Here is a 19,594-nt window from a genome sequence, read left to right on the forward strand (position 1 = left end):
TCATCGGCGCTGTTGCCGTGACCGACGAGGGGTGGGTGAACCCATGCGGCTGACACCGCATCAAGGGCCCTTAATTCCACGAGGGTTGAGCAGATCGAGACAGAGACGACGCAGCACGCGGCGCGCCTGGGCGGCCGGGCTGCTGGCCGGGGCCCTGGTCACCGGCGCGCTCAGCGCCCAGGCGGCCTCGGCGCGCCCCTACCCGGAACCGCCGTTGACAACGATGTCGCTCCCCAAGCCGCCGGGCGGCGCCAACGTCAAGGTGCTGATCTTCTACGGCTCGGCGGCGGACGGCGACGAGTCGCCCGTCGTGAACGCCGCGATCGAGGCCATCGAGAAGATCGGCCAGTCCGGCCCGGCCGCCCAGCGCTTCACGGTCGAGGCCACCGACGACGCCTCGGTCTTCACGAACGAGACGAAGCTCGGCAAGTTCAACGCCATCACGTTCGTGACCGGCGGCGGCGACGTCCTCGACCCCGAACAGGAGGCGGGCCTGGAGGCGTACATGGAGGCGGGCGGCGGCTTCCTCGGCATCCACGACGCGGCCCGCGCCGAGCCCTACTCGAACTGGTTCACCGGCCTGATCGGCGCCCGCCCCGCCGATGCCAGCCCAACGGCCGTGCAGCGAGCGACCGTTGAGGTCGGCGACCGCGAGCACCCCGCGACCAAGGACCTCCCCCTCCAGTGGAAGCGCCCCGACCAGTGGCTGAACTGGACGGCGAACCCCTCCGGCGAGGTGCACACCGTCGCCCGGGTCCGCGAGTCCACGTACCAGCCGGGCGCGAGCAAGAACGGCTGGGACCACCCGGTGTCGTGGTGCCGCGACTACGACGGCGGCCGCTCCTTCTACACCGGCATGGGCGGCACCACCTCCTCGTACGACGAGGTGGACTTCCGCTCCCACCTGCGCGGCGCCCTGCTGTGGACCACCCGCCTCTCGCGCGCCGACTGCAAGGCGACGATCACCTCCCACTACAAGGCGGAGCGCCTCACCCAGCCCAACCAGCCGGGCCGGAACGACCAGATCGGCGAGCCGCACGGCCTGGTCACGGCGCCCGACGGCCGGGTCCTGTACATCGGGCGCGGCGGCGCGGACGCCTCCCAGCCGGTCGTCACCGACTGGAACAACCCCGACATCGGCAAGGGCAGGGGCGAGATCCACGTCTACGACCCGAAGACCAAGAAGGTGACCCTGGCCGGGGCGCTCTCCGTCTTCGGGAACAAGGGCGGCGGCGACGAGCTCGTCAAGGTCGAGGAGGGGCTCCTCGGCATCGAGCTGGACCCGAAGTTCGAGCAGAACGGCTGGGTGTATCTGCACTACACACCCCACTCGCAGATCAACCGCGAGACGCACATGGCCGAGCGCCGCGTCTCCCGCTTCACGCTCGATCTCGCAACGAACAAGCTTGCCTTGGACAGCGAGAAGGTGCTGCTCAAGTGGCCGGTGCAGATCCACAGTTGCTGTCACGCGGGCGGCGGGATGGCCTGGGACTCCAAGGGCAACCTCTACATCGCGACGGGTGACAACAACTCCTCGCGGTTCAGCGACGGTTACTCGGGCAACAACCCGCAGCCGAACTTCAAGGGCGTCTCGTTCGCGGACGCGCGCCGTACGGCGGGCAACACCAACAACCTCAACGGCAAGATCCTGCGCATCCACCCGGAGCCCGACGGCACGTACACGCTGCCCGAGGGGAACCTCTTCACCGGCAAGGAGACGGACGAGGGCGGCGGCAAGACGCGCGGCGAGATCTATGTGATGGGCGTCCGCAACCCGGCGCGCATCTCGATCGACAAGAAGACCGACACCCTGTACGCGGGGTGGGTCGGCCCGGACGCCGGGGAGCCGTCGACGACCTGGGGACCGGCCAAGTACGACACGTTCGCGGCGATCACGCACGCCTCCAACCGCGGCTGGCCGTACTGCATGGGCAACAAGCAGCCCTACCGCGACCGCAATCTGCCGGACCCGACGAAGCCGCTCGGCTGGTACGACTGCGACCACCTCAAGAACGAGTCGCCCAACAACGACGGCCTGGTGAACATCCCGCCGGCCGAGGCCAACAACATCTGGTACTCGCCCCAGGGCGGCGGCGTGGACTACCCGCGCGACGCGAACGGCGTGCCGAGCTACAAGACGGAGGAGCAGAAGCTGCTCCTGCCGTGGCTCAAGGGCGGCGGCCAGGCCACGATGAACGGCCCGGTCTACCGCTACGACGCCGCCAGCTCCAGTACGGACAAGTGGCCCTCGTACTGGGACGGCAAGTGGTTCGTCGGCGACTTCTACGACGGCGACCAGCCCCGGCACGCGGTGCTCACCGACCCGAAGACGGTCGGCAGCGGCGGGCTCCCGGTGCACGCGGAGTCGCTGCGCAAGATCGTGCCGATCGGCAACGACAACATCAAGAACCTCATGGACTGGAAGTTCGCCCCGGACGGTTCGCTGTACGTCCTGGACTACGGGCGCGGCTTCTTCACCTCGGACTCCAAGTCGGCGCTGTGGCGCGTGACGTACCAGGGCGGCGCGGCGACTCCGGCCGCCGGTCAGCTGGCCAGGAAGGCGGGATGATGCGCTCCGCTACGGCATCCAAGCGATCCGGACGGTCCAGACGGTCCCGACGCAGACTGTGGACGGCGCTGTTCGCGTCGCTTCTGATGGTGCTCGGCCTGTCGTCGACGGCGGCCTACGGGCGCCCGGACAACTCGGGCCTCGCCGAGCAGCAGCAGACCCTGACGTGGACGGCCGGGGACGACATCACCAAGTACGCCTCGGCGCCCACGACGGCGGTCGCGGGCCAGACCACGATCGTCTTCGAGAACAGCACGGCGACCGGCAACACGACGGGCATGCCGCACACGCTGACGTTCGACACGTCCGACCCCGAGTACAACAACGACGTGCAGCTGAACATCCTGGCCAACCCCAACGACGACCAGGGCGGCAAGCACACCGCCACGGTCACGCTCACCCCCGGCCGCTACCGCTACCACTGCACGATCCCCGGCCATGAGTCGATGCAGGGCATCCTCGTCGTGACCGACGGCGGCGGCTCGGACACCACGGCGCCGCAGACGGCGGCGAAGGTCGACGGCACCACCAACTCGCAGGGGCAGTACGTCGGTTCGGCGACCGTCTCGGTGACGGCCACCGACAACGCGGGCGGCTCGGGCGTCGACAAGGTCGAGTACGCGGTGGGCGGGGACGGCGCGTGGCAGCCGTACACCGCTCCGGTGGTGGTCGACCAGGTCGGCACCCACAAGATCCGCTACCGGGCGTCCGACAAGGCGGGCAACGTCGCGGCGGAGAAGTCCGTCGACTTCACGGTGGTGGCGCCGCCCACGGACGACAGGACGCCGCCGGAGACCTCGGCGACCGTGACCGGCGAGAAGAACGACCAGGGCCAGTACGTGGGGATGGCGACGGTCACCGTCTCCGCCTCCGACACGGGCTCCGGCGTCAACACGACCGAGTACGCGTTCGGGGACGGCGCCTGGCAGCCGTACACGGCCCCGGTGATGGTCCACGAGGCGGGCACGCACAAGGTCCGCTACCGGGCGACCGACAAGGCGGGCAACCAGGCGGCGGAGAAGTCCGTGGAGTTCACGGTGGTCGCGCCGCCGGTCGAGGACAGGACACCGCCGGAGACCTCGGCGAAAGTCGAGGGCGACAAGAACTCGGACGGCGCCTACATCGGCAGGGCGAAGGTGACGGTCACCGCGACCGACGCGGAGTCGGGCGTCGCCAAGGTCGAGTACTCGCTGGACGGCGGCCCCTACCTCGCGTACGAGGCGCCGGTCGTCGTCGACCGCGTGGGCCGGCACACGGTGGCCTACCGCGCCTCGGACAAGGCGGGCAACACGGCGGAGGCGAAGAGCGCCGCCTTCACGGTGGCCGAGGGCGGCGGCGTGCCGGGCCCCAACTGCCCCGAGTACGACGAGCGGTTGACGGTCCTGGTCGGCACGGTCGACACGGGCATCCCGAACCGGGTCACCAACAACCGCTGCCGCATCAACGAGCTCATCGAGGACGAGAAGGAGTGGACGTCGCAGGCGCTCTTCCTCAAGCACGTGAAGACCATCACCGACCGGCTCCTCAAGGAAGGCGTCATCGACCAGCGCGAGTACAACAAGATCAACAAGGCGGCGAAGCAGTCGGGCATCGGCAAGCCGGGCCAGACCGAGGGCTACCGCAAGCTCTTCGACGGCACCAAGGAGTCCTTCGACCAGTGGGAGCAGGTGGGCGGCGGCAGGTTCGCCCTGAACGCCGACGGCACCCTCACCAGCGCCACCAATGTCGAGGGCATGGGCATGCTGTGGTTCCCGAAGCGCAAGTACGGCGACTTCTCCCTGAAGCTCCAGTGGCGGGACGACGCACCGGGCAACGGGAACGCCAACTCCGGTGTCTTCGTGCGCTTCCCGCACGTCCACGACCACCCGGAGGAGCCGCGCCCGGAGTGGGTCGCCATCAAGTACGGGCACGAGGTGCAGGTGCTCGACCGCCCCGACGGCGACATGTACAAGACCGGCTCGATCTACGGCTTCGACCGGGTGGGCCTCGCCGGAGCGGGCGTCACCCCGAAGGGCACGTGGAACGACTACGAGATCCGCGTGGTGGACCAGCACTTCTCGGTCTACCGCAACGGCGTCCTGCTCAACGAGTTCGACAACACGGGCGGCCAGGACTTCAACCCGCCCCGCTCGGACGACCCGGGCACGGACGGCCGGCGCTACGCCTCCGGCTATCTCGGGCTCCAGGTGCACAGCGTGACGGACGTCGTCTCGTACCGGGACATCCGCGTCAAGGAGTTGTAGCCGTCACGGCAGCCCCCGTGGTGCGGGCGGCCCGCTGAGACGAGCGAGAGGCCGTACGAGGAGATCTCCTCGTACGGCCTCTCGGCTGTGTCCGTGCTGCGACTTCGAAAAGTCGGGACGACAGGATTTGAACCTGCGACCCCTTGACCCCCAGTCAAGTGCGCTACCAAGCTGCGCCACGTCCCGATGCGCGATCCCCCGGGGCTTCGCCCCGCGTTCCCGCGATCACCTGAGCAGACACTACCCCACAGGGCGCCGCGTGTGCCAACTCACCGCTGCCGCGCATCCATTGCCGGGCCCCGAATCGAGGAATTAGTCTGCATTCGAAGCACACCTTACGGGGGATACGTACGGGGGATAACGTGAAGGTTCGACTGCTCGGCCCGTTAGAAATGACGGAAGGGTCCGTCACTCTCAAGATTCCCGGCGAGAAACTGCGTGCCATGGTCGCCGCACTCGCCCTCTCACCTGGTCGTCCCGTCTCTCGGAGCGACCTCATCGACGAGTTGTGGGGCGAGCGGCTGCCCCGCGACGCGGAGAACTCACTGCACGGTCATGTCGCCCGGCTGCGCCGCATCATTGACACGCGCATCGGAAAAGACAATCTCCGCGACCTCATTCAGACGTCAAATCGTGGATATATGCTCTCGCTTCCCGAAGACGATATTGACGCCTCGCTGTTCTGCAATCTGACCCGGCAGGCGGCCGCTCTCCACAGGACGGCTCCCGCGCACGCGCTCCGGCTTCTCACCCGCGCCCTCGCACTGTGGCGCGGGACCGCGCTGCTCGACACCGGCCAGGGCCTGATCAGCCGCACCGCGTACACCCGGCTGACCGAGACGCGGCTGACGGCGTACGAGTACTTCTTCGACGCCGCGATCCGGCTCGGGCTGCACCGCGAGATCGTCGCGGAGCTGTATCCGCTGCACACCCACCACCCGCTGCGCGAGCGGTTCTGCGAGCAGCTGATCACCGCCCTGTACCACTCGGGCCGCCAGGCCGAGGCCCTGGAGGTCTACCACCGCACGCGCCGCCGTCTGTCGGAACAGCTCGGCATCGAGCCGGGCGACGCGCTGCGCGCGCAGTTCCACCGGGTGCTGCGGCGCGAGCCGCTGACCGTGTGACAGGGCGCGACGGGGTCCGTCTCAGGGCGGTCTCAGCGTGATCTCAGGCCCGGGTGCCAGCGTGTCGGCATACGGGGTTGAAGGAGAGCGACATGCACGACGTGCGTGACGTGGAGCTGGGACCGGGGGCTCGGACGTACGGCTCGTACGTGCGGGGCGGGAGCGTGCCGGGCGAGCAGTGGGTGTACGTCGTCGACGCCGCCGCGCTGCTCGACGACGCGTACACCCCGCTCACGCTCAAGCGGAAGCTGGACAAGGGGCAGATCCCCAGGGAGCCGCTGCCCGCTTCGATCGTGGGCCGGGTGGCGCGGGCCTCGACGGACGTGCTGCAGCAGGCCCTCGAGGCCGCCGCCGAGGCCGCGCCCGCGTGGGCGTCGACGCCGCTGGAGGTCCGGCTCGACGCGGTGTGCGCGCTGCTGTGCGAGCGGGTCGTCGAGCGGGCCGGGGAGATCGAGGAGGTCCTCGTGCGGGAGGGCCATCCCCGGGCCCTGGCGCGCTGGCAGCTCTCGGGGATGCTGGCCGCCTGGGGTCCCGAGTCCGTCGCCTTCCATCACACCCAGATGCACCACGAGTTCCGGCACGGCGCCCGGGAGATCTCCGTGCGCCGCAGGCCGGACGGGGTGGTGTGCCTGAACCCGCCGCAGAACGCCCCGATGTCCGGCGCCCTGCTCGGCGTGCACGCGCTCTGCGCGGGCAACGCCCTCGTCGTACGTGCCCCGCGGAGCGGCCCGTTGGGAGTGATGTACGCGCTGCAGGAGCTGGTGGCGCCGGTGCTGGAGGAAGTGGGGGCTCCCCCCGGCACCCTCGGGGCGGTCTGCGGCGACCCCGGTCCCGTCCTGTCCGCGTGGCTGCGCAGCCCGCTGGTCGACGACGTCATGTACTTCGGCGCCAGCGAGGCCGGGCTGCGCTTCCAGCAGCGGTGCGTGGCCGCGGGCAAGAAGCCGGTGCTGGAACTCGCGGGCAACGACACGGTGACGGTGTGGAAGGACGCGGACTGCGCGCTCGCCGCCGAGGCCCTCGCGGAGGGGTTCTTCGGCTCGGGCCAGCTGTGCATGGTGCCCGCGCAGGTCCTCGTCCACCCGGCGGCGGCCGACCGGCTGCTCGCCGAACTCGTGCGCCAGGCACGGCTCGTACGGCCGGGGCGGGCGGGCGACGAGGGGGTGCTGCTCACGCCGGTGGCGCGCGGGCAGCGGTTCTTCGGCTGCCTGGAGGACGCCCTCGGCCGGGGCGCCGAACTCGTCTGCGGGGGCCACGCGATGCGCGTGGACGGCACCCGGGACCCGGCCGGGCCCTTCCTCGAACCCACGGTGGTCCTGGTGCGCGGGCTCGCCGGGGCGCGGCGCATCGCGGCGGTGCGCGAGGACACGTTCCTGCCGCTGCTGCCCGTCATCGTCGCCGAACCCGCCGCCGACGACGTGCTGTTGGGCCGCTTCGTCCAGTTCGTGAACAGCAACGGGCACGGTCTGCGCAACTCGCTGTGGGCGGCGGACCGGGCCGTCGTCGACCGGTTCGTGGACCGGGTCACGGCGGGCGGCCTTCTGAAGGTCAACGACTCGCACATCGGCTTCCTGCCGGGGCTGCCCTCGCACGGCGGCACCGGCCTGACCGGCGGGGTCTTCGGAGAGGCCAACTACCCGATGCTGCGCACCACCCACGTGCAGGGCGTGAGCGTCGCGGCGGGCGGCATCCGCCCGCGGGAGGCGGTCTTCGGCACGGACGGCACGGCAGCGGCCGGCTGAGAGAACTCCCCGCACCCGCCGACGCCGGGGGCTCGGCGCGTGCGGGGGTCCAAGAACCCGGCGCGGGGGCGCGGTGCCCGGCGTCCCAGCCCCGTCTCCGCGGAATCTCAGGGCTGTTCGGCAGGCTGGCGAGGACGGGCGTCCCGCAGCCGACCCGCGCCCCGAGATGAACTTCGATCCGAACTTCCATACGCATCCTTAACGCCACTCGCGCGCACGCCATGCGCACACTGTGCACACGAGCAACATGACCCCCTGCTCGTCGCACCCCACAACCTCGTCTCCGACCAAGACGGAGTGCCTTCTTCATGAGCCCATCGTTCAACTCCGTTCTGGTGGTGGCCAATCCGGCCGCGGGCGGATACCGGCAGGACATGCTGGAGGACGTGCTGCGGCTGATCGCCAAGTCCGGCGCGGCGGTCACACCGCTGATGACCGGGGATCCTGGACACGCCCGCACCTTCGCCCGGGTGGCGGCCGCCCCGGGCGGCCCCGACGCCCTCGTCGCGCTCGGCGGCGACGGAACCGCGCGCGAGCTGATGCGCGGACTCGTCGACGGCGGGCGGATGTCGGGCCCTCCCGAGGACCGGCCGCCGCGCCCCCTGCTGCTCGTCCTGCCCGGCGGCACCGCCAACTCCATGTATCGGGAGATCTGGTCGGACCTGCCCTGGCGCACCGCGCTCGAACTCGCCCTCGACAAGCCCCGGGTGCGCCGCCTCGACCTGGCCGGGGTCGCGGAGACCGGGGGCCTCGCGCTCGTGGGCGCCTCCTCGGGCCTGGCCGCGCGGACGCTCGCCGCGCTGCGCGGGGGCGGGCCGGGGCCGGCGAGCGCGCGTTACGAGGCGGCGACGGCCGAGGCGCTCGACGGCTTCGCACCGTATCCGGGGCGGGTACTCGTCGACGGCGTCGAGGTGCACCGGGGGCCCACGGTCTCCGTGCACGTGGGCGGCGGCCGCCACCGCATGGGCCTGTTCCGGCCGCTGCCGCTGTCCGAGATCGACGACGGGCTGCTGGACGTCTGTGTGGCCGGGGCCGCGCTCCCCGTGCCGCGCCTGCTCGAACTGATGCGGGACGGCGGCCAGTTGGGCCACGAGGGCGTCGTGCACGCGCGGGGCCGCCGCGTCACGGTGGAGCGCACCGACGGCCGCCCCCTCCTGTTCGAGTACGACGGCGACCTGGCCGCCGGCGACTCCGCCGGCTACACCCTGGAGGTCGTCCCGCGGGCCCTGCCGGTCCTCGCGCCACCGGACGACCAGGCACGCTGAACGCCGCAAGGGCCGCCCCCTCCACGGGGACGGCCCTTGCGCTGCCTTACGGGGAAGACGTCAGCTCAGCGTCTCGAGCGCCTGGTTCAGGGTCGTCGAGGGACGCATGACGGCCTTGGCCTTCGGCACGTCGGGCTGGTAGTAGCCGCCGATGTCGGCCGGCTTGCCCTGCACGCCGTTCAGCTCGCCGACGATCGTCTGCTCCTGCTCGGTCAGCGTCTTGGCCAGGGCCGCGAACGCCTCCGCGAGCTGCGCGTCGTCGGTCTGCTTGGCCAGCTCCTGGGCCCAGTACAGGGCCAGGTAGAAGTGGCTGCCGCGGTTGTCGATGCCGCCGACGCGACGGGTCGGCGACTTGTCCTCGTTGAGGAAGGTCGCCGTGGCGCGGTCGAGGGTGTCGGCGAGCACCTGGGCGCGGGCGTTGCCGCGCGACTGGGCGAGGTGCTCGAAGCTGGCCGCGAGCGCGAAGAACTCGCCCAGGCTGTCCCAGCGCAGGTAGTTCTCCTTGACGAGCTGCTGGACGTGCTTCGGGGCGGAGCCGCCGGCACCCGTCTCGAAGAGGCCGCCGCCCGCCATCAGCGGGACGACCGACAGCATCTTGGCGCTGGTGCCCAGCTCCAGGATCGGGAAGAGGTCGGTCAGGTAGTCGCGCAGCACGTTGCCGGTGACCGAGATGGTGTTGAGGCCCTCACGGATGCGCTCCACCGACAGCTTGGTGGCGTCGACCGGGGAGAGGATCTTGAGGTCCAGGCCCTCGGTGTCGAACTCCGGCAGGTACGCCTTGACCTTGGCGATCAGATTGGCGTCGTGCGCGCGGGTCTCGTCCAGCCAGAACACGGCCGGGTCGCCGGTGGCGCGGGCGCGCGTGACGGCGAGCTTGACCCAGTCGCGGACCGGGGCGTCCTTGGTCTGGCAGGCGCGGAAGATGTCGCCCTCGGAGACCGTCTGCTCGATGAGGGCGTTGCCCTCGGCGTCGACCACGCGGACGGTGCCGGTGGTGGGGATCTCGAAGGTCTTGTCGTGCGAGCCGTACTCCTCGGCCTTCTGCGCCATCAGGCCGACGTTCGGGACGGAGCCCATGGTGGACGGGTCGTAGGCGCCCTTGGCACGGCAGTCGTCGATGACGACCTGGTAGACGCCCGCGTAGGAGGAGTCCGGGATGACGGCGAGGGTGTCCGCCTCGGCGCCGTCCTTGTCCCACATGTGGCCCGAGGTGCGGATCATGGCCGGCATGGAGGCGTCGACGATGACGTCGGAGGGGACGTGCAGGTTGGTGATGCCCTTGTCGGAGTCGACCATGGCGAGCTCGGGGCCCTCGGCCAGCTCGGCCTCGAAGGACGCCTTGATCTCGGCGCCGTTCGCCAGCGCCTCCAGGCCCTTGTAGATGCCGCCGAGACCGTCGTTCGGGGTCAGGCCCGCGGCCGCGAGGTCGGCGCCGAAGGCCGCGAAGGTCTTCGGGAAGAAGGCGCGCACCACGTGACCGAAGACGATCGGGTCGGAGACCTTCATCATCGTGGCCTTGAGGTGCACGGAGAAGAGGACACCCTCGGCCTTGGCCCGGGCGACCTGCTCCGTGAGGAACTCGCGCAGCGCGGCGACGCGCATGACGGAGGCGTCGACGACCTCGCCCTCGAGGACCGGTACGGACTCGCGCAGGACGGTGGTGGAGCCGTCGTCACCGACCAGCTCGATCCTGAGCGCGCCCGCCTTCTCGATCACGACGGACTTCTCCGTCGAGCGGAAGTCGTTCTGGCCCATGGTCGCGACGTTCGTCTTGGACTCGCCGGTCCAGGCGCCCATGCGGTGCGGGTGGGTCTTGGCGTAGTTCTTCACCGAGGCCGGGGCGCGGCGGTCGGAGTTGCCCTCGCGCAGGACCGGGTTGACGGCGCTGCCCTTGACCTTGTCGTAGCGGGCGCGGACGTCCTTGTCCTCGTCGGTCTGCGGGTCGTCCGGGTAGTCGGGAAGCGCGTATCCCTGGCCCTGCAGCTCGGCGATGGCGGCCTTCAGCTGCGGGATGGAGGCCGAGATGTTCGGCAGCTTGATGATGTTCGCCTCGGGCGTCTTGGCCAGCTCGCCCAGCTCGGCGAGGGCGTCGGCGATGCGCTGGCCCTCCTCGAGGCGCTCGGGGAAGCTCGCGATGATGCGCCCGGCCAGCGAGATGTCACGCGTCTCGACGTTGACACCGGCCTGCGACGCGTACGCCTGGATCACAGGCAAGAAGGAATGCGTCGCGAGGGCCGGGGCCTCGTCAGTGTGGGTGTAGATGATGGTCGAGTCAGTCACCGGGTGCTCCGCTCCACGTCTGCAACATTGCTCGACATCAAGATATCTCGTGAGGGGGCCCTGCCGGACAGGGCCCCGGAGGTTCCCGGACGATCGGCCCCTCAGCCCCAGTCCTCGTTGTTCGGCGACGGCGTGCCCCAGTCCTCGTTCAGCGGGTTCGGGGAGCCCCAGTCCTCGTTGGGCGGGGCGCCGGCGGTGGTGGGGGCGCCCCAGTCCTCGTTCTCGCCGGAGGACGTGTGGAGCGTGAGCTGGGCGGCCGCGAGGAGCGCGAGGCCCGCGATCAGGGCGACGACGATCCGCTTGACTCCGGCGCTCCACACGGACTGGGTCTGGGTCATCATTTCTGCTCTCCCGTCATTCGGAGGCGGAATAACCGCCGTCTTCCGGCGAGTTCCGCCGAGGCGCAAATGACGTTATGGAGCGCCAGCTTCGCCTTATTATCGCGCCGACTTCACCCCTCGATTAACGGGGCGATAACCCCCAGGCCAGGTGGGGATTTCCCTACCTCAAGAGATCTTCCGGAGGGCTGGACCGGGCCCCTGACCAGGAGGAAGAGGAACCCATCGGCTCGGCATATTCCTCCGGCGACTTTCTTGATCTGATCCTTCGACACCGTTTACCCGGGGCCGTTAAACGGATCAAAGGAGATCGATAAGGCGGACCCCCGCGGCGATAACGGAACGAAAACAGGGCGGGCTAGGTTCTTACTCGACAGCGGCACCCCTGCTGAATTCAGCTACTCATGGAGGACCGAAGATGCCCATGAACATCGCCCGTCGGTTGAGCGAGCGGGAGGACCGTCTCGCCGCGCTCGACCGGGACATCGTCGACCTGCTCCAGCAGCGCGCCGCCGTCGCGGACCAACTGCGGATGCTGCACCGGATGTCCGGGGACGCGGAGCCGGGACGGACCCGGGAGAACGAGGTGCTCGGCCGCTACCACGAGGCCCTCGGCCGCCCCGGCACCGTGATCGCGATGCAGCTGCTCGCGATGGACCGCGTGGAGCGACGGCCGGGTGCCGTGCTGTCCGCGCGCACGGACGTACGGGAGGACGTGCGCGAGGACGTGCGCGAGGAGATGCCGGTCGCGGCCTGAGACACCCATGCCGGAGGCGGCGCCCCCTCACTCCAGGGGGCGCCGCCTCCGGCATGCGCGCTCACGGTCGTACGGACGCCGTCATGTCGTACGGGCGCAGTCATACGGGTGCCCCGGCGGATCCCGCCGCCGGGGCACCCTCTGCGCTACGCCACGCTCGCCAGCACCGGCGCCCGCATCCGCTCCTGCTGCCCCGCGATGTGCGCGAGGTACCGCAGGACGGCGAGCACACGGCGGTTGTCGCGGTTGTGGCCGGGCAGGCCGAGCTTGCCGAAGAGCGCGGCGACGTGTTTCTCGACGGTGCCCGCCGAGACCTTCAGGTCCTGGGCGATGGCGCCGTTCGTGCGGCCCTGCGCCATCAGCGCGAGTACCTGCCGCTCCCGGTCGCTGAGCGGGCCGAGCGCGCCCGTGTCCCCGTCCCCGGCCGCGCCGGCCTGGGCGAGGGCGCCCACGAGCCGGGGGTCGACGACGGTGCCGCCGCCGGTGAGGACGTCGAGCGCGGACAGCAACTCGCCGCTGTGCATGACCTGTTCGAGGAGCACGTAGCCGACCCCGGCGCCGCCCTCCGCGAAGAGGAGCGCCGCGTGCCGGGGGTCGGGCGCCGTCGTGTAGCAGAGCGCGGCGGTGTCCGGCAGGGTGCGCCGGGCGGCGAGGGCCGCGCGCACGCCGTCGTCGGTGGCCGCGGTCAGGACGGCGTCGGGCCGGTGTTCCCGGACGACGGCGGGCAGCGTGCCCGGGGCGGCGAGGGCCGCGAGGGTGCGGTGGCCGTGGCCGCGCAGCACCTGGCTGAGACCGGCCCGCAGGACGGTGGATGATTCGGCGATCACGATGCGCATACCTGGACGGTAGGCCGCGCCGCCTTCAACGGGTTATCGCCTCTGTATCGCCGGGCCGGCACCGTTCCACCGCTGGTCCGCGGGCGGCTGAAGCGCGTCATCCGCGGGCCGGCGGGGGCTGGGCGCGCAGTCCCCCGCGCCCCTTGGGTGCCCCTCTCGGAACGTGCGCCCCGCTCACTCCCGCAGCACCCGCAACGCCCTCTCCGCCCGCTCCTGGAGCGGCTTCACGCCGACCCGCTCGAAGCGCTCCTGCGCCGCGAGGAGGTGGCGGTGGGCGTCCGCGTCGCGGCCCTGCTGGCGGCAGACCTCGCCCAGAGCGAGGCTGATCTGGCCCTCGACCACGGGGCTGTCGATGCGGGACGCGATGTCGAGGGCGTCGTCGAGGGTCTCCTCGGCGCGGCGCCAGGAGCCCGCCGCCATGCGGGTCTCGCCGAGCCCGAGGAGCGTGTAGGCGAGGCCGACCATGTCGGACTTGGCCTTGACGATGTGCAGGACCTTCAGGAAGCACTGCTCGGCGAGGTCGAGGCGGTCCTGTGCGAGGTAGGCGCGGGCCAGGCGGTGGGTGCCCTGGGCGACGCCGCGCACGCCGCCCTCGCCGATGGCCTCCGAGATCTTCACGGCCTCCAGGCTGCAGCGGACCGCCTCGTCGGGGTTGGCCCGGTCGAGCTCGATCTGCGCCATGTTGTTCATGGCGTGCGCCTCCGACGAGCGGTCCCCCACCGCGCGGAAGATGTGCCGCGCCTCGTCGAGCCACGCCATCGCCTCGTCGAGGGAGCCCCGCATGCGGGCCACGATGGCCATGTTGCGCAGGGTCAGGGCCCGCCCGTGCTCCTCCTCGATCTCCCCGTACAGCGCGAGCGCCTCGGCGAAGTACGCCTCGGCCGTCTCCAGCCTGCGCAGCCGCAGTTCGACCGCCCCGATGTCGTGGAGCATGGCGGCCTGCCCGCGCAGATTGCCCCGCTCCCGGCACACGGCGAGGGCCCGCTCGCAGCAGAAGCGCCAGTCGTCGACGTAGTTGCGGATCTCGAAGAGCGTCACCATCGACATGCACAGGTCCCAGGCGAGCTCGTCCATGCCCTGGCCCGCGGCCTGGTCGATCACGGCGCGCAGCGAGAGCCGCTCGGCCTCGAACCACTCCAGGGGACCGGAGAGCAGCTCGTCCAGGAGGTCCTCCTCGACGGGCCTGCGCGCCACCACCCCGTGGATGACCGTGAAGTCCCCGCCGTACTCCCGGCGGTGGGCGGTCTCGGCGATGGTCAGGCAGGTGCGGAAGTAGCGGTCGCGGGCGGCCTCCCGCTCGGCGGGCTCCTCCTCGTCGGCGGCGCGCTCGGCCGCGTACAGGCGCAGCAGGTTCTGCAGCCGGTAGCGGAGCTGCCCCGTCGCGTCGAGCCCGGTGACCTCCAGGAAGTGGGCGTCGACGAGGTCCTCGATGAGCCGTTCCGCGTCGGCCACGTCGGTGTCGAGGACGGCGGCCGCGGTCCACGCGGCGAAGTTCGGGACGGTCAGCAGGCCGAGGAGCCGGTAGAGGCGCGCGGCGTCGGGCGGCAGGTAGCGGTAGCTGAGCTCCAGGCCCGCGCGGACCTTCGACTCGCCCTGGCTGAGCTCGTCCAGGCGGCGCCGCTCGTCACTGAGGCGGCGCACCATCTGCCGCAGCGTCCAGTGCGGTTTGGAGGCGAGGCGTGCGGCGACGATGCGCAGGGCCAGCGGGAGCCGGTCGCAGAGGCCGACGAGTGCGGTGGCGTCGGCGGTGGCGACGGCCACGCGGGGTTCGCCGACGATGGTCGCGAGGAGGGCGCGGGAGTCCTCCTCGGGCAGCAGGCCGAGGTTGACGCGGGCCTGCGGCGGCCAGACGACGAGTTCCTCCTGCTGTTCGCGGCTGGTGACGACGACGCAGCACTGGTCGCCGCCGGGCAGCAGCGGCCGGGCCTGGGCGAGGGAGCGGACGTTGTCGAGGACGACGAGGGTGCGGCGCCCGGCGAGCATGCTGCGGTAGAGGGCGACGCGGGCGTCGGTCTCGGCGGGGATCTGGTCGCTGGGCACGCCGAGGGAGCGCAGGAACCGGCTGAGTACGTCGCCGGGGTCGGTGGGCTCCGGGTCGTCCTCGTAGCCGCGCAGGTCGGCGAAGAGCCGTCCGTCCGGGAAGTGTTCGCAGACGCTGTGCGCCCAGCGCACCACGAGCCCGGTCTTGCCGACGCCGGCGACGCCGGTGACCAGGCCGACGGTGGAGGCGGGGGCGCCCTCCCGCTCGGCCTCCACGAGGCTGTCCAGGGCGGCGAGTTCGGCGCCGCGGCCGGTGAACCCCGGGGTGTCCGGGGGCAGTTCGGAGGGGACGACGGTCGGCACCGGTTCCGGCGCGGGCGGCGTCGGGGGCGCGGGTCCCTCAGGGGTGCGCAGGTCGGGCGGTGCGCCGATGGCCGGGTCGTCGTTGAGGATCGCGTCGTGCAGGGCGCGCAGGTCGGGGCCGGGTTCCAGGCCCAGCTCCTCGATGAAGTGGCGGCGGGCCTCGCGGAAGGTCTCCATCGCCTCGGCCCGCCGCCCGGACCGGTAGCGCGCGAGCATCAGGTGGCCCCGGGTCCGCTCCCGCAGCGGCTGGTCCCTGACGACGCCCGCGAGTTCGGGGATGATCTCCTGGTGGGCGCCGAGCTCCAGCTGGACGGCGGTGGCGTCGTCGTACGTGTTGAGCCGGACCTCTTCGAGGCGGGCCGCCTCGTCCTCGACCTGACGTCCGCTCACCCCGGCGAGCACGGGTCCGGTCCACAGGCGCAGCGCCCGGGCGTAGGCGTCGGCGGCCTCGGGGAGCTGTCTTTTGCGCACGGCGTCGTCGGCCTGGGCCACGAGGTCGTCGAAGTCGGCGAGGTCGAGGCCGCAGCTGCCGGAGTCGAGGCGGTAGCCGGGGTGCGCGGTGACGATGGTGTCGCCCTCGGCGCCCTCGGCCTTGAAGGTCTTGCGCAGCGCGGCGATGCAGATGGCCACCTGGGTGCGGGCGGTGGCGGGCGGGCTGCCGTTCCAGACGGTGTCCACCAGGGTGTCGACGGACACGACGCGTCCCCGGCCGAGTAACAGCAGCGCCAGAATGGCGCGTTGTCGTGCTCCTCCCACGGAAATGGCGCGATCACCGATGGTTGCTTGCAGCGGGCCGAGTATGCAGAAGCGGAGCCGATCCCCCACCGGACCTCCCCGTACCGATGTCTCCGTGCCGGGCGGATCACATGCGTGGCGCTTGCGTGCACTTTGGAAGAACGCGCGGAGTGTATCAACTCTCTTACCGGAGTGGCCGGTTCGTGTCGCCGGTCTCTCGTCGATCACCGCGGTGGGGCGCCGGCCCGCCGCGCTGGGGGTTTTCCCCACCCCGGTCTCCGGATGACCCACATTCCGGCCGTCCCCCGCTCGCCGTAGCGTCCCATTCCAAGAAATCGGTTCAAGGGTTCGGATCACCGAAGCCGTGCGGCGAAGGAGGGAATTCCCTTGACGCAGTCTCCCGTGGCGTCCACTCCCTGGCACCGGGATCCGGTGCTGCGACTCCTGGCGGCCGGGAGTCTGCTGAACGGTCTTGCTTTCTTCGCGACACTGCCGTTCCTTACGCTCTATCTCTCCGACATATCGCGGCTTTCCGGCGGCGAGATCGGTCTTGTGGTGGGCAGTGTCGCCCTCATCGAGGCTTTCGGCGGAACGGTCGGCGGAGTCCTCACCGACAGAATCGGTGGCATGCGGGTCATCCAGGCCGGGCTCCTGGTGAATATCGCCGCCTATACGAGTCTCGCGGTGGCCCGTGAACTCGGCCTCATCATCGCCCTGGTGGGGCTGCTCGGCGTCGGCCGGCTGCTCACCGAACCCGCGATGAAGAAGCTCCTCTCGCTGCAGGCCACCGGTTCCGGTGCCATGGTGTTCCGGATCCGCTATGTGACCCTGTGCGTCGGCGCGACGATCGGCCCGCTCGGCGGCGCCGTTCTCTACCGCCTCGGCAACTGGCTCATCTTCGTGACCCCCGCGGTCATCTTCGCCGCGTATTTCCTGCTCGTCCTCGCCAAAGCGCCGCTCCTGCGGGCCCTCGACACCCCGGGCCGTTCGGAGGACCACCGTGCGGGCTGGCGGGTCGCGGTGGCGGACACGCTGCTGCTGCGGGTGGTCGGGGCCGGGTTCGTGCTCTTTCTGGTCTTCTCCCAGTTCGAGTCGATCGTGCCGCTCTACATCAAGAATGTGCAGGGCAGTTCGGCCGTCACCTATTTCTCCACGCTCCTCGCCATCAACGCCGCGCTCGGCATCGTCATGCAGTGGCCCGCGGAATGGCTGTCCCGGCGCATTTCGCAGCAGCGTCTCGCGCTCGTCGGCTGTGCCGCCTTCGCGGTGGCCGCGCTGCTCTTCCGCGGACTCGAGGTCCATGTGGCGCTGATGTTCGCGGGCGTGGTGTTCTGGACGATCGGTGAGGCGGTGCTCTATCCGATGCCGGACACCGTGATCCACCACATCACGCCGGATTCCCGCAAGGGTGCCTACTTCGGTCTCGCCGAGACCCGCTACCTGGGGTTCTTCGCCGGTCCTGCCGCGGGCGGCGCGCTCCTCGGCGTCGCCTCCACCCTCTACTTCGGCCTGATGGCCGTGACCATCTTCGGCACGTGGATTCTGCTGCGCGAGAAGCGGCTGCACTCCGGCGGCAGGGGGCCCGGAACGGAATCCGGAACGGAATCCGGAACGGAATCCGGAACAGAATCCGAAAAGGAGACCGAGACCGAGACGGAAAGCCCCGAGGACATCCCCGCGGAACCCCGAAAGGTGCTGACGTGACCACCATCGTGCTGCCCCTCCGCATCCCCGCCACCGTGACCCCGCTCGGCGACTGGCTCGCCGCCGTGAAGGACGAGCTGACCCTCATCACGAGCCGCGAGGCCGAGCCGGGCTACGCCACCCAACTCCCCCACATCCGCGCCGTGTCCGACTACTCCGCGGGCCCCGAGGTCGAGGAGCTCCTCGACGAGCTGTGCGCCGTCGGGTCCGCCGTCACCCTCGTGCACGTCACGGAGGACGACATCCTGCGCTGTGCCCGCGCCCGGGACCGCCACGACCTGCCGGGCCTCCGCCACGAACAGGCCCTGCCCTGGCGGGACAAGCTCGTCATGAAGGAGGCCGTCAGCGCCCACGGCGTGCCCGCGCCGCACTTCGTGAAGCCCCAATCGGCGGCCCACGCCGAGGAGTTCGCGGCGCGCGTCGGCTACCCCGTCGTGGTCAAGCCGCGCCTGGGCTACGCCTCCATGGGCGTACGCCTGGTGCGGGACGCGGACGAGCTGCGCGCGGCCGCCGCCGACTGGGACCCCGAGGACGTCCTCGTCGAGTCCTTCACCCCGGGCGACGTGCTGCACATCGACGGCTTCACCCAGGACGGCAAGGTCCTCTACGTCCAGGCGTCCCGCTACCTCAACAACTGCCTGTCGTTCCACGACACCCTGCCGCTGGGCAGCGTCCAGCTCGACCGGGACGGCGAGGAGCACGCGCGGCTCGCCCGGTTCGCCGAGCGGGTGGTCGCGGCGCTGCCCGGCGTCGACTTCAGCCCCTTCCACCTGGAGGTGTTCCGCCGTCCGGCCGCCGAGGACCGGCCCGGCCCGGACGGCCGTCCCGGCCCGGGTGACCTGGAGTTCTGCGAGATCGCCTGCCGGCTCGGCGGCGCCCACATCATGGAGGCCCTCACCTACGCGACCGGCGTGAACCCCGCCCGGCTGTGGATCGACCACCAGATCGGTCTGCGCAGCGGCCCCGAGACCCCCCTCGCCGACACCGGGCGGCGCTACGGCTGGCTGCTCGTGCCGCCGCGCGCCGGACGGCTTGTGCACATCGCCGCTCCCCCCGACACCGGATTCATCAAGGACTTCATCGTCAAGACGGCCGTGCCCCGTGACTTCGACGGCGCGCACGGATCCACCGATTCGTATCTCGCCTTCGTGGTCGAAGGAGAGACCGAGCACGAGGTCGAGGCGAATCTCCGCAAGTGCGTTGACATAGCAGCCGAATGCAGCGAATGGGAAGGCGTGGATGTCTGAGTTTCAATTCTCCGGGAGGCATGTGGTCGCCGATGTCTTCGGCATCTCTCCCGATGCGATCAATGACGCTTCGCTGATCATGCGAAGCCTGGAAGCGGGGATCGAGCAATCGGGAGCCACCATCTGCGGCTCCCAGGCCAAGCACTTCGAACCGAATGGGTTCACCGCGCTCTATCTGCTGTCTGAGTCCCATGTTTCCGTGCACACCTACCCCGACGAGCGGTCCCTGTTCTTCGACGCGTTCACCTGCGGCGAGAAGTGCAGGCCCGAACTGATCATCCATGAGCTCGTGGCCGCCCTCGGCGAGTGCGAGCACCACATCCAGATCCTGGACCGGGGCGAGGAGCCCGGCGCCGCCGAACCCGACTTCACCATCAAGCTCGCCAGCTGAAAGCCCGCCCGGCCGAACGACGA

General features: G+C 70.7%; 13 protein-coding genes and 1 tRNA gene. 9 read left to right on the forward strand and 5 right to left on the reverse strand.

Annotated elements, in window-relative coordinates; translation table 11 throughout:
• The first annotated feature begins 43 nt into the window (after positions 1 to 43).
• Positions 44 to 2,569, forward strand: coding sequence for a ThuA domain-containing protein (locus ACQB60_RS15350; protein ID WP_496926512.1), 2,526 nt, complete (start codon positions 44 to 46; stop codon positions 2,567 to 2,569).
• Complete coding sequence (locus ACQB60_RS15355) at positions 2,569 to 4,812, forward strand: OmpL47-type beta-barrel domain-containing protein (protein WP_496926646.1); 2,244 nt, start codon at positions 2,569 to 2,571, stop codon at positions 4,810 to 4,812. Before ACQB60_RS15350 ends, ACQB60_RS15355 begins: the two co-directional genes overlap by 1 nt.
• Before the next feature lie 112 nt (positions 4,813 to 4,924).
• Here the strand turns inward: ACQB60_RS15355 and ACQB60_RS15360 are convergent.
• Positions 4,925 to 4,998, reverse strand: a tRNA-Pro gene (locus ACQB60_RS15360).
• Between the two features lie 257 nt (positions 4,999 to 5,255).
• Between ACQB60_RS15360 and ACQB60_RS15365 the strand changes: the two genes are divergently transcribed.
• The 3 genes from ACQB60_RS15365 to ACQB60_RS15375 all read left to right on the forward strand — a co-directional run bounded on the left by ACQB60_RS15365 (position 5,256) and on the right by ACQB60_RS15375 (position 8,940).
• A complete protein-coding gene (locus tag ACQB60_RS15365; protein ID WP_496926513.1) occupies positions 5,256 to 5,936 on the forward strand; it encodes an AfsR/SARP family transcriptional regulator in 681 nt (226 codons plus the stop codon).
• Positions 5,937 to 6,028: 92 nt separating this feature from the next.
• Positions 6,029 to 7,675 (forward strand): aldehyde dehydrogenase family protein, encoded by a 1,647-nt coding sequence (locus tag ACQB60_RS15370; RefSeq protein ID WP_496926514.1) that lies wholly within the window; start codon positions 6,029 to 6,031, stop codon positions 7,673 to 7,675.
• A gap of 308 nt (positions 7,676 to 7,983) precedes the next feature.
• The gene (locus ACQB60_RS15375) at positions 7,984 to 8,940 is read left to right on the forward strand and encodes a diacylglycerol/lipid kinase family protein (RefSeq protein WP_496926515.1); all 957 of its coding nucleotides are present in this window, start codon (positions 7,984 to 7,986) and stop codon (positions 8,938 to 8,940) included.
• Positions 8,941 to 9,000: 60 nt separating this feature from the next.
• Here the strand turns inward: ACQB60_RS15375 and ACQB60_RS15380 are convergent, their stop codons facing one another.
• A complete protein-coding gene (locus ACQB60_RS15380) occupies positions 9,001 to 11,220 on the reverse strand; it encodes an NADP-dependent isocitrate dehydrogenase (protein WP_496926516.1) in 2,220 nt (739 codons plus the stop codon).
• 101 nt (positions 11,221 to 11,321) lie between these two features.
• Positions 11,322 to 11,561, reverse strand: a complete 240-nt coding sequence (locus ACQB60_RS15385; protein WP_496926517.1) for a hypothetical protein — start codon at positions 11,559 to 11,561, stop codon at positions 11,322 to 11,324.
• Positions 11,562 to 11,982: 421 nt separating this feature from the next.
• On the opposite strand from ACQB60_RS15385, the gene ACQB60_RS15390 reads away from it, so the two are divergent.
• Positions 11,983 to 12,315 carry a chorismate mutase family protein gene (locus ACQB60_RS15390; RefSeq protein WP_496926518.1) on the forward strand — a complete coding sequence of 111 codons (333 nt, stop codon included), beginning with the start codon at positions 11,983 to 11,985 and terminating at the stop codon, positions 12,313 to 12,315.
• A gap of 146 nt (positions 12,316 to 12,461) precedes the next feature.
• Here ACQB60_RS15390 and ACQB60_RS15395 read toward each other — a convergent pair whose 3' ends face one another.
• On the reverse strand, positions 12,462 to 13,151 hold the full coding sequence (locus ACQB60_RS15395) for a LuxR C-terminal-related transcriptional regulator (RefSeq protein ID WP_496926519.1): 690 nt from the start codon (positions 13,149 to 13,151) through the stop codon (positions 12,462 to 12,464).
• A gap of 174 nt (positions 13,152 to 13,325) precedes the next feature.
• A complete protein-coding gene (locus tag ACQB60_RS15400) occupies positions 13,326 to 16,319 on the reverse strand; it encodes an AfsR/SARP family transcriptional regulator (protein WP_496926520.1) in 2,994 nt (997 codons plus the stop codon).
• A gap of 297 nt (positions 16,320 to 16,616) precedes the next feature.
• Between ACQB60_RS15400 and ACQB60_RS15405 the strand changes: the two genes are divergently transcribed.
• The 3 genes from ACQB60_RS15405 to speD are packed head-to-tail and all read left to right on the forward strand — an operon-like array spanning position 16,617 to position 19,571.
• Positions 16,617 to 17,933, forward strand: coding sequence for an MFS transporter (locus ACQB60_RS15405; protein ID WP_496926521.1), 1,317 nt, complete (start codon positions 16,617 to 16,619; stop codon positions 17,931 to 17,933).
• Positions 17,930 to 19,180 (forward strand): ATP-grasp domain-containing protein, encoded by a 1,251-nt coding sequence (locus ACQB60_RS15410; protein WP_496926522.1) that lies wholly within the window; start codon positions 17,930 to 17,932, stop codon positions 19,178 to 19,180. The genes ACQB60_RS15405 and ACQB60_RS15410 overlap by 4 nt, the downstream gene beginning before the upstream one ends.
• Positions 19,173 to 19,571: an adenosylmethionine decarboxylase gene (gene speD / locus ACQB60_RS15415; RefSeq protein WP_496926523.1), complete on the forward strand. Its 399-nt coding sequence runs from the start codon at positions 19,173 to 19,175 to the stop codon at positions 19,569 to 19,571. Before ACQB60_RS15410 ends, speD begins: the two co-directional genes overlap by 8 nt.
• Positions 19,572 to 19,594 lie beyond the last annotated feature (23 nt).

Origin of the sequence: Streptomyces odontotermitis (assembly GCF_050510915.1) — a bacterium.
In the GTDB taxonomy this organism is placed as follows: domain Bacteria; phylum Actinomycetota; class Actinomycetes; order Streptomycetales; family Streptomycetaceae; genus Streptomyces.

What these genes read in the sequence shown, in the direction of transcription:
- ACQB60_RS15350 (WP_496926512.1), top strand. Translation starts at nt 44, where the DNA reads ATGCGGCTGACACCGCATCAAGGGCCCTTAATTCCACGAGGGTTGAGC.
- ACQB60_RS15355 (WP_496926646.1), top strand. Translation starts at nt 2,569, where the DNA reads ATGCGCTCCGCTACGGCATCCAAGCGATCCGGACGGTCCAGACGGTCC.
- ACQB60_RS15365 (WP_496926513.1), top strand. Translation starts at nt 5,256, where the DNA reads ATGGTCGCCGCACTCGCCCTCTCACCTGGTCGTCCCGTCTCTCGGAGC.
- ACQB60_RS15370 (WP_496926514.1), top strand. Translation starts at nt 6,029, where the DNA reads ATGCACGACGTGCGTGACGTGGAGCTGGGACCGGGGGCTCGGACGTAC.
- ACQB60_RS15375 (WP_496926515.1), top strand. Translation starts at nt 7,984, where the DNA reads ATGAGCCCATCGTTCAACTCCGTTCTGGTGGTGGCCAATCCGGCCGCG.
- ACQB60_RS15385 (WP_496926517.1), bottom strand. Translation starts at nt 11,561, where the DNA reads ATGATGACCCAGACCCAGTCCGTGTGGAGCGCCGGAGTCAAGCGGATC.
- ACQB60_RS15390 (WP_496926518.1), top strand. Translation starts at nt 11,983, where the DNA reads ATGAACATCGCCCGTCGGTTGAGCGAGCGGGAGGACCGTCTCGCCGCG.
- ACQB60_RS15395 (WP_496926519.1), bottom strand. Translation starts at nt 13,151, where the DNA reads ATGCGCATCGTGATCGCCGAATCATCCACCGTCCTGCGGGCCGGTCTC.
- speD (WP_496926523.1), top strand. Translation starts at nt 19,173, where the DNA reads ATGTCTGAGTTTCAATTCTCCGGGAGGCATGTGGTCGCCGATGTCTTC.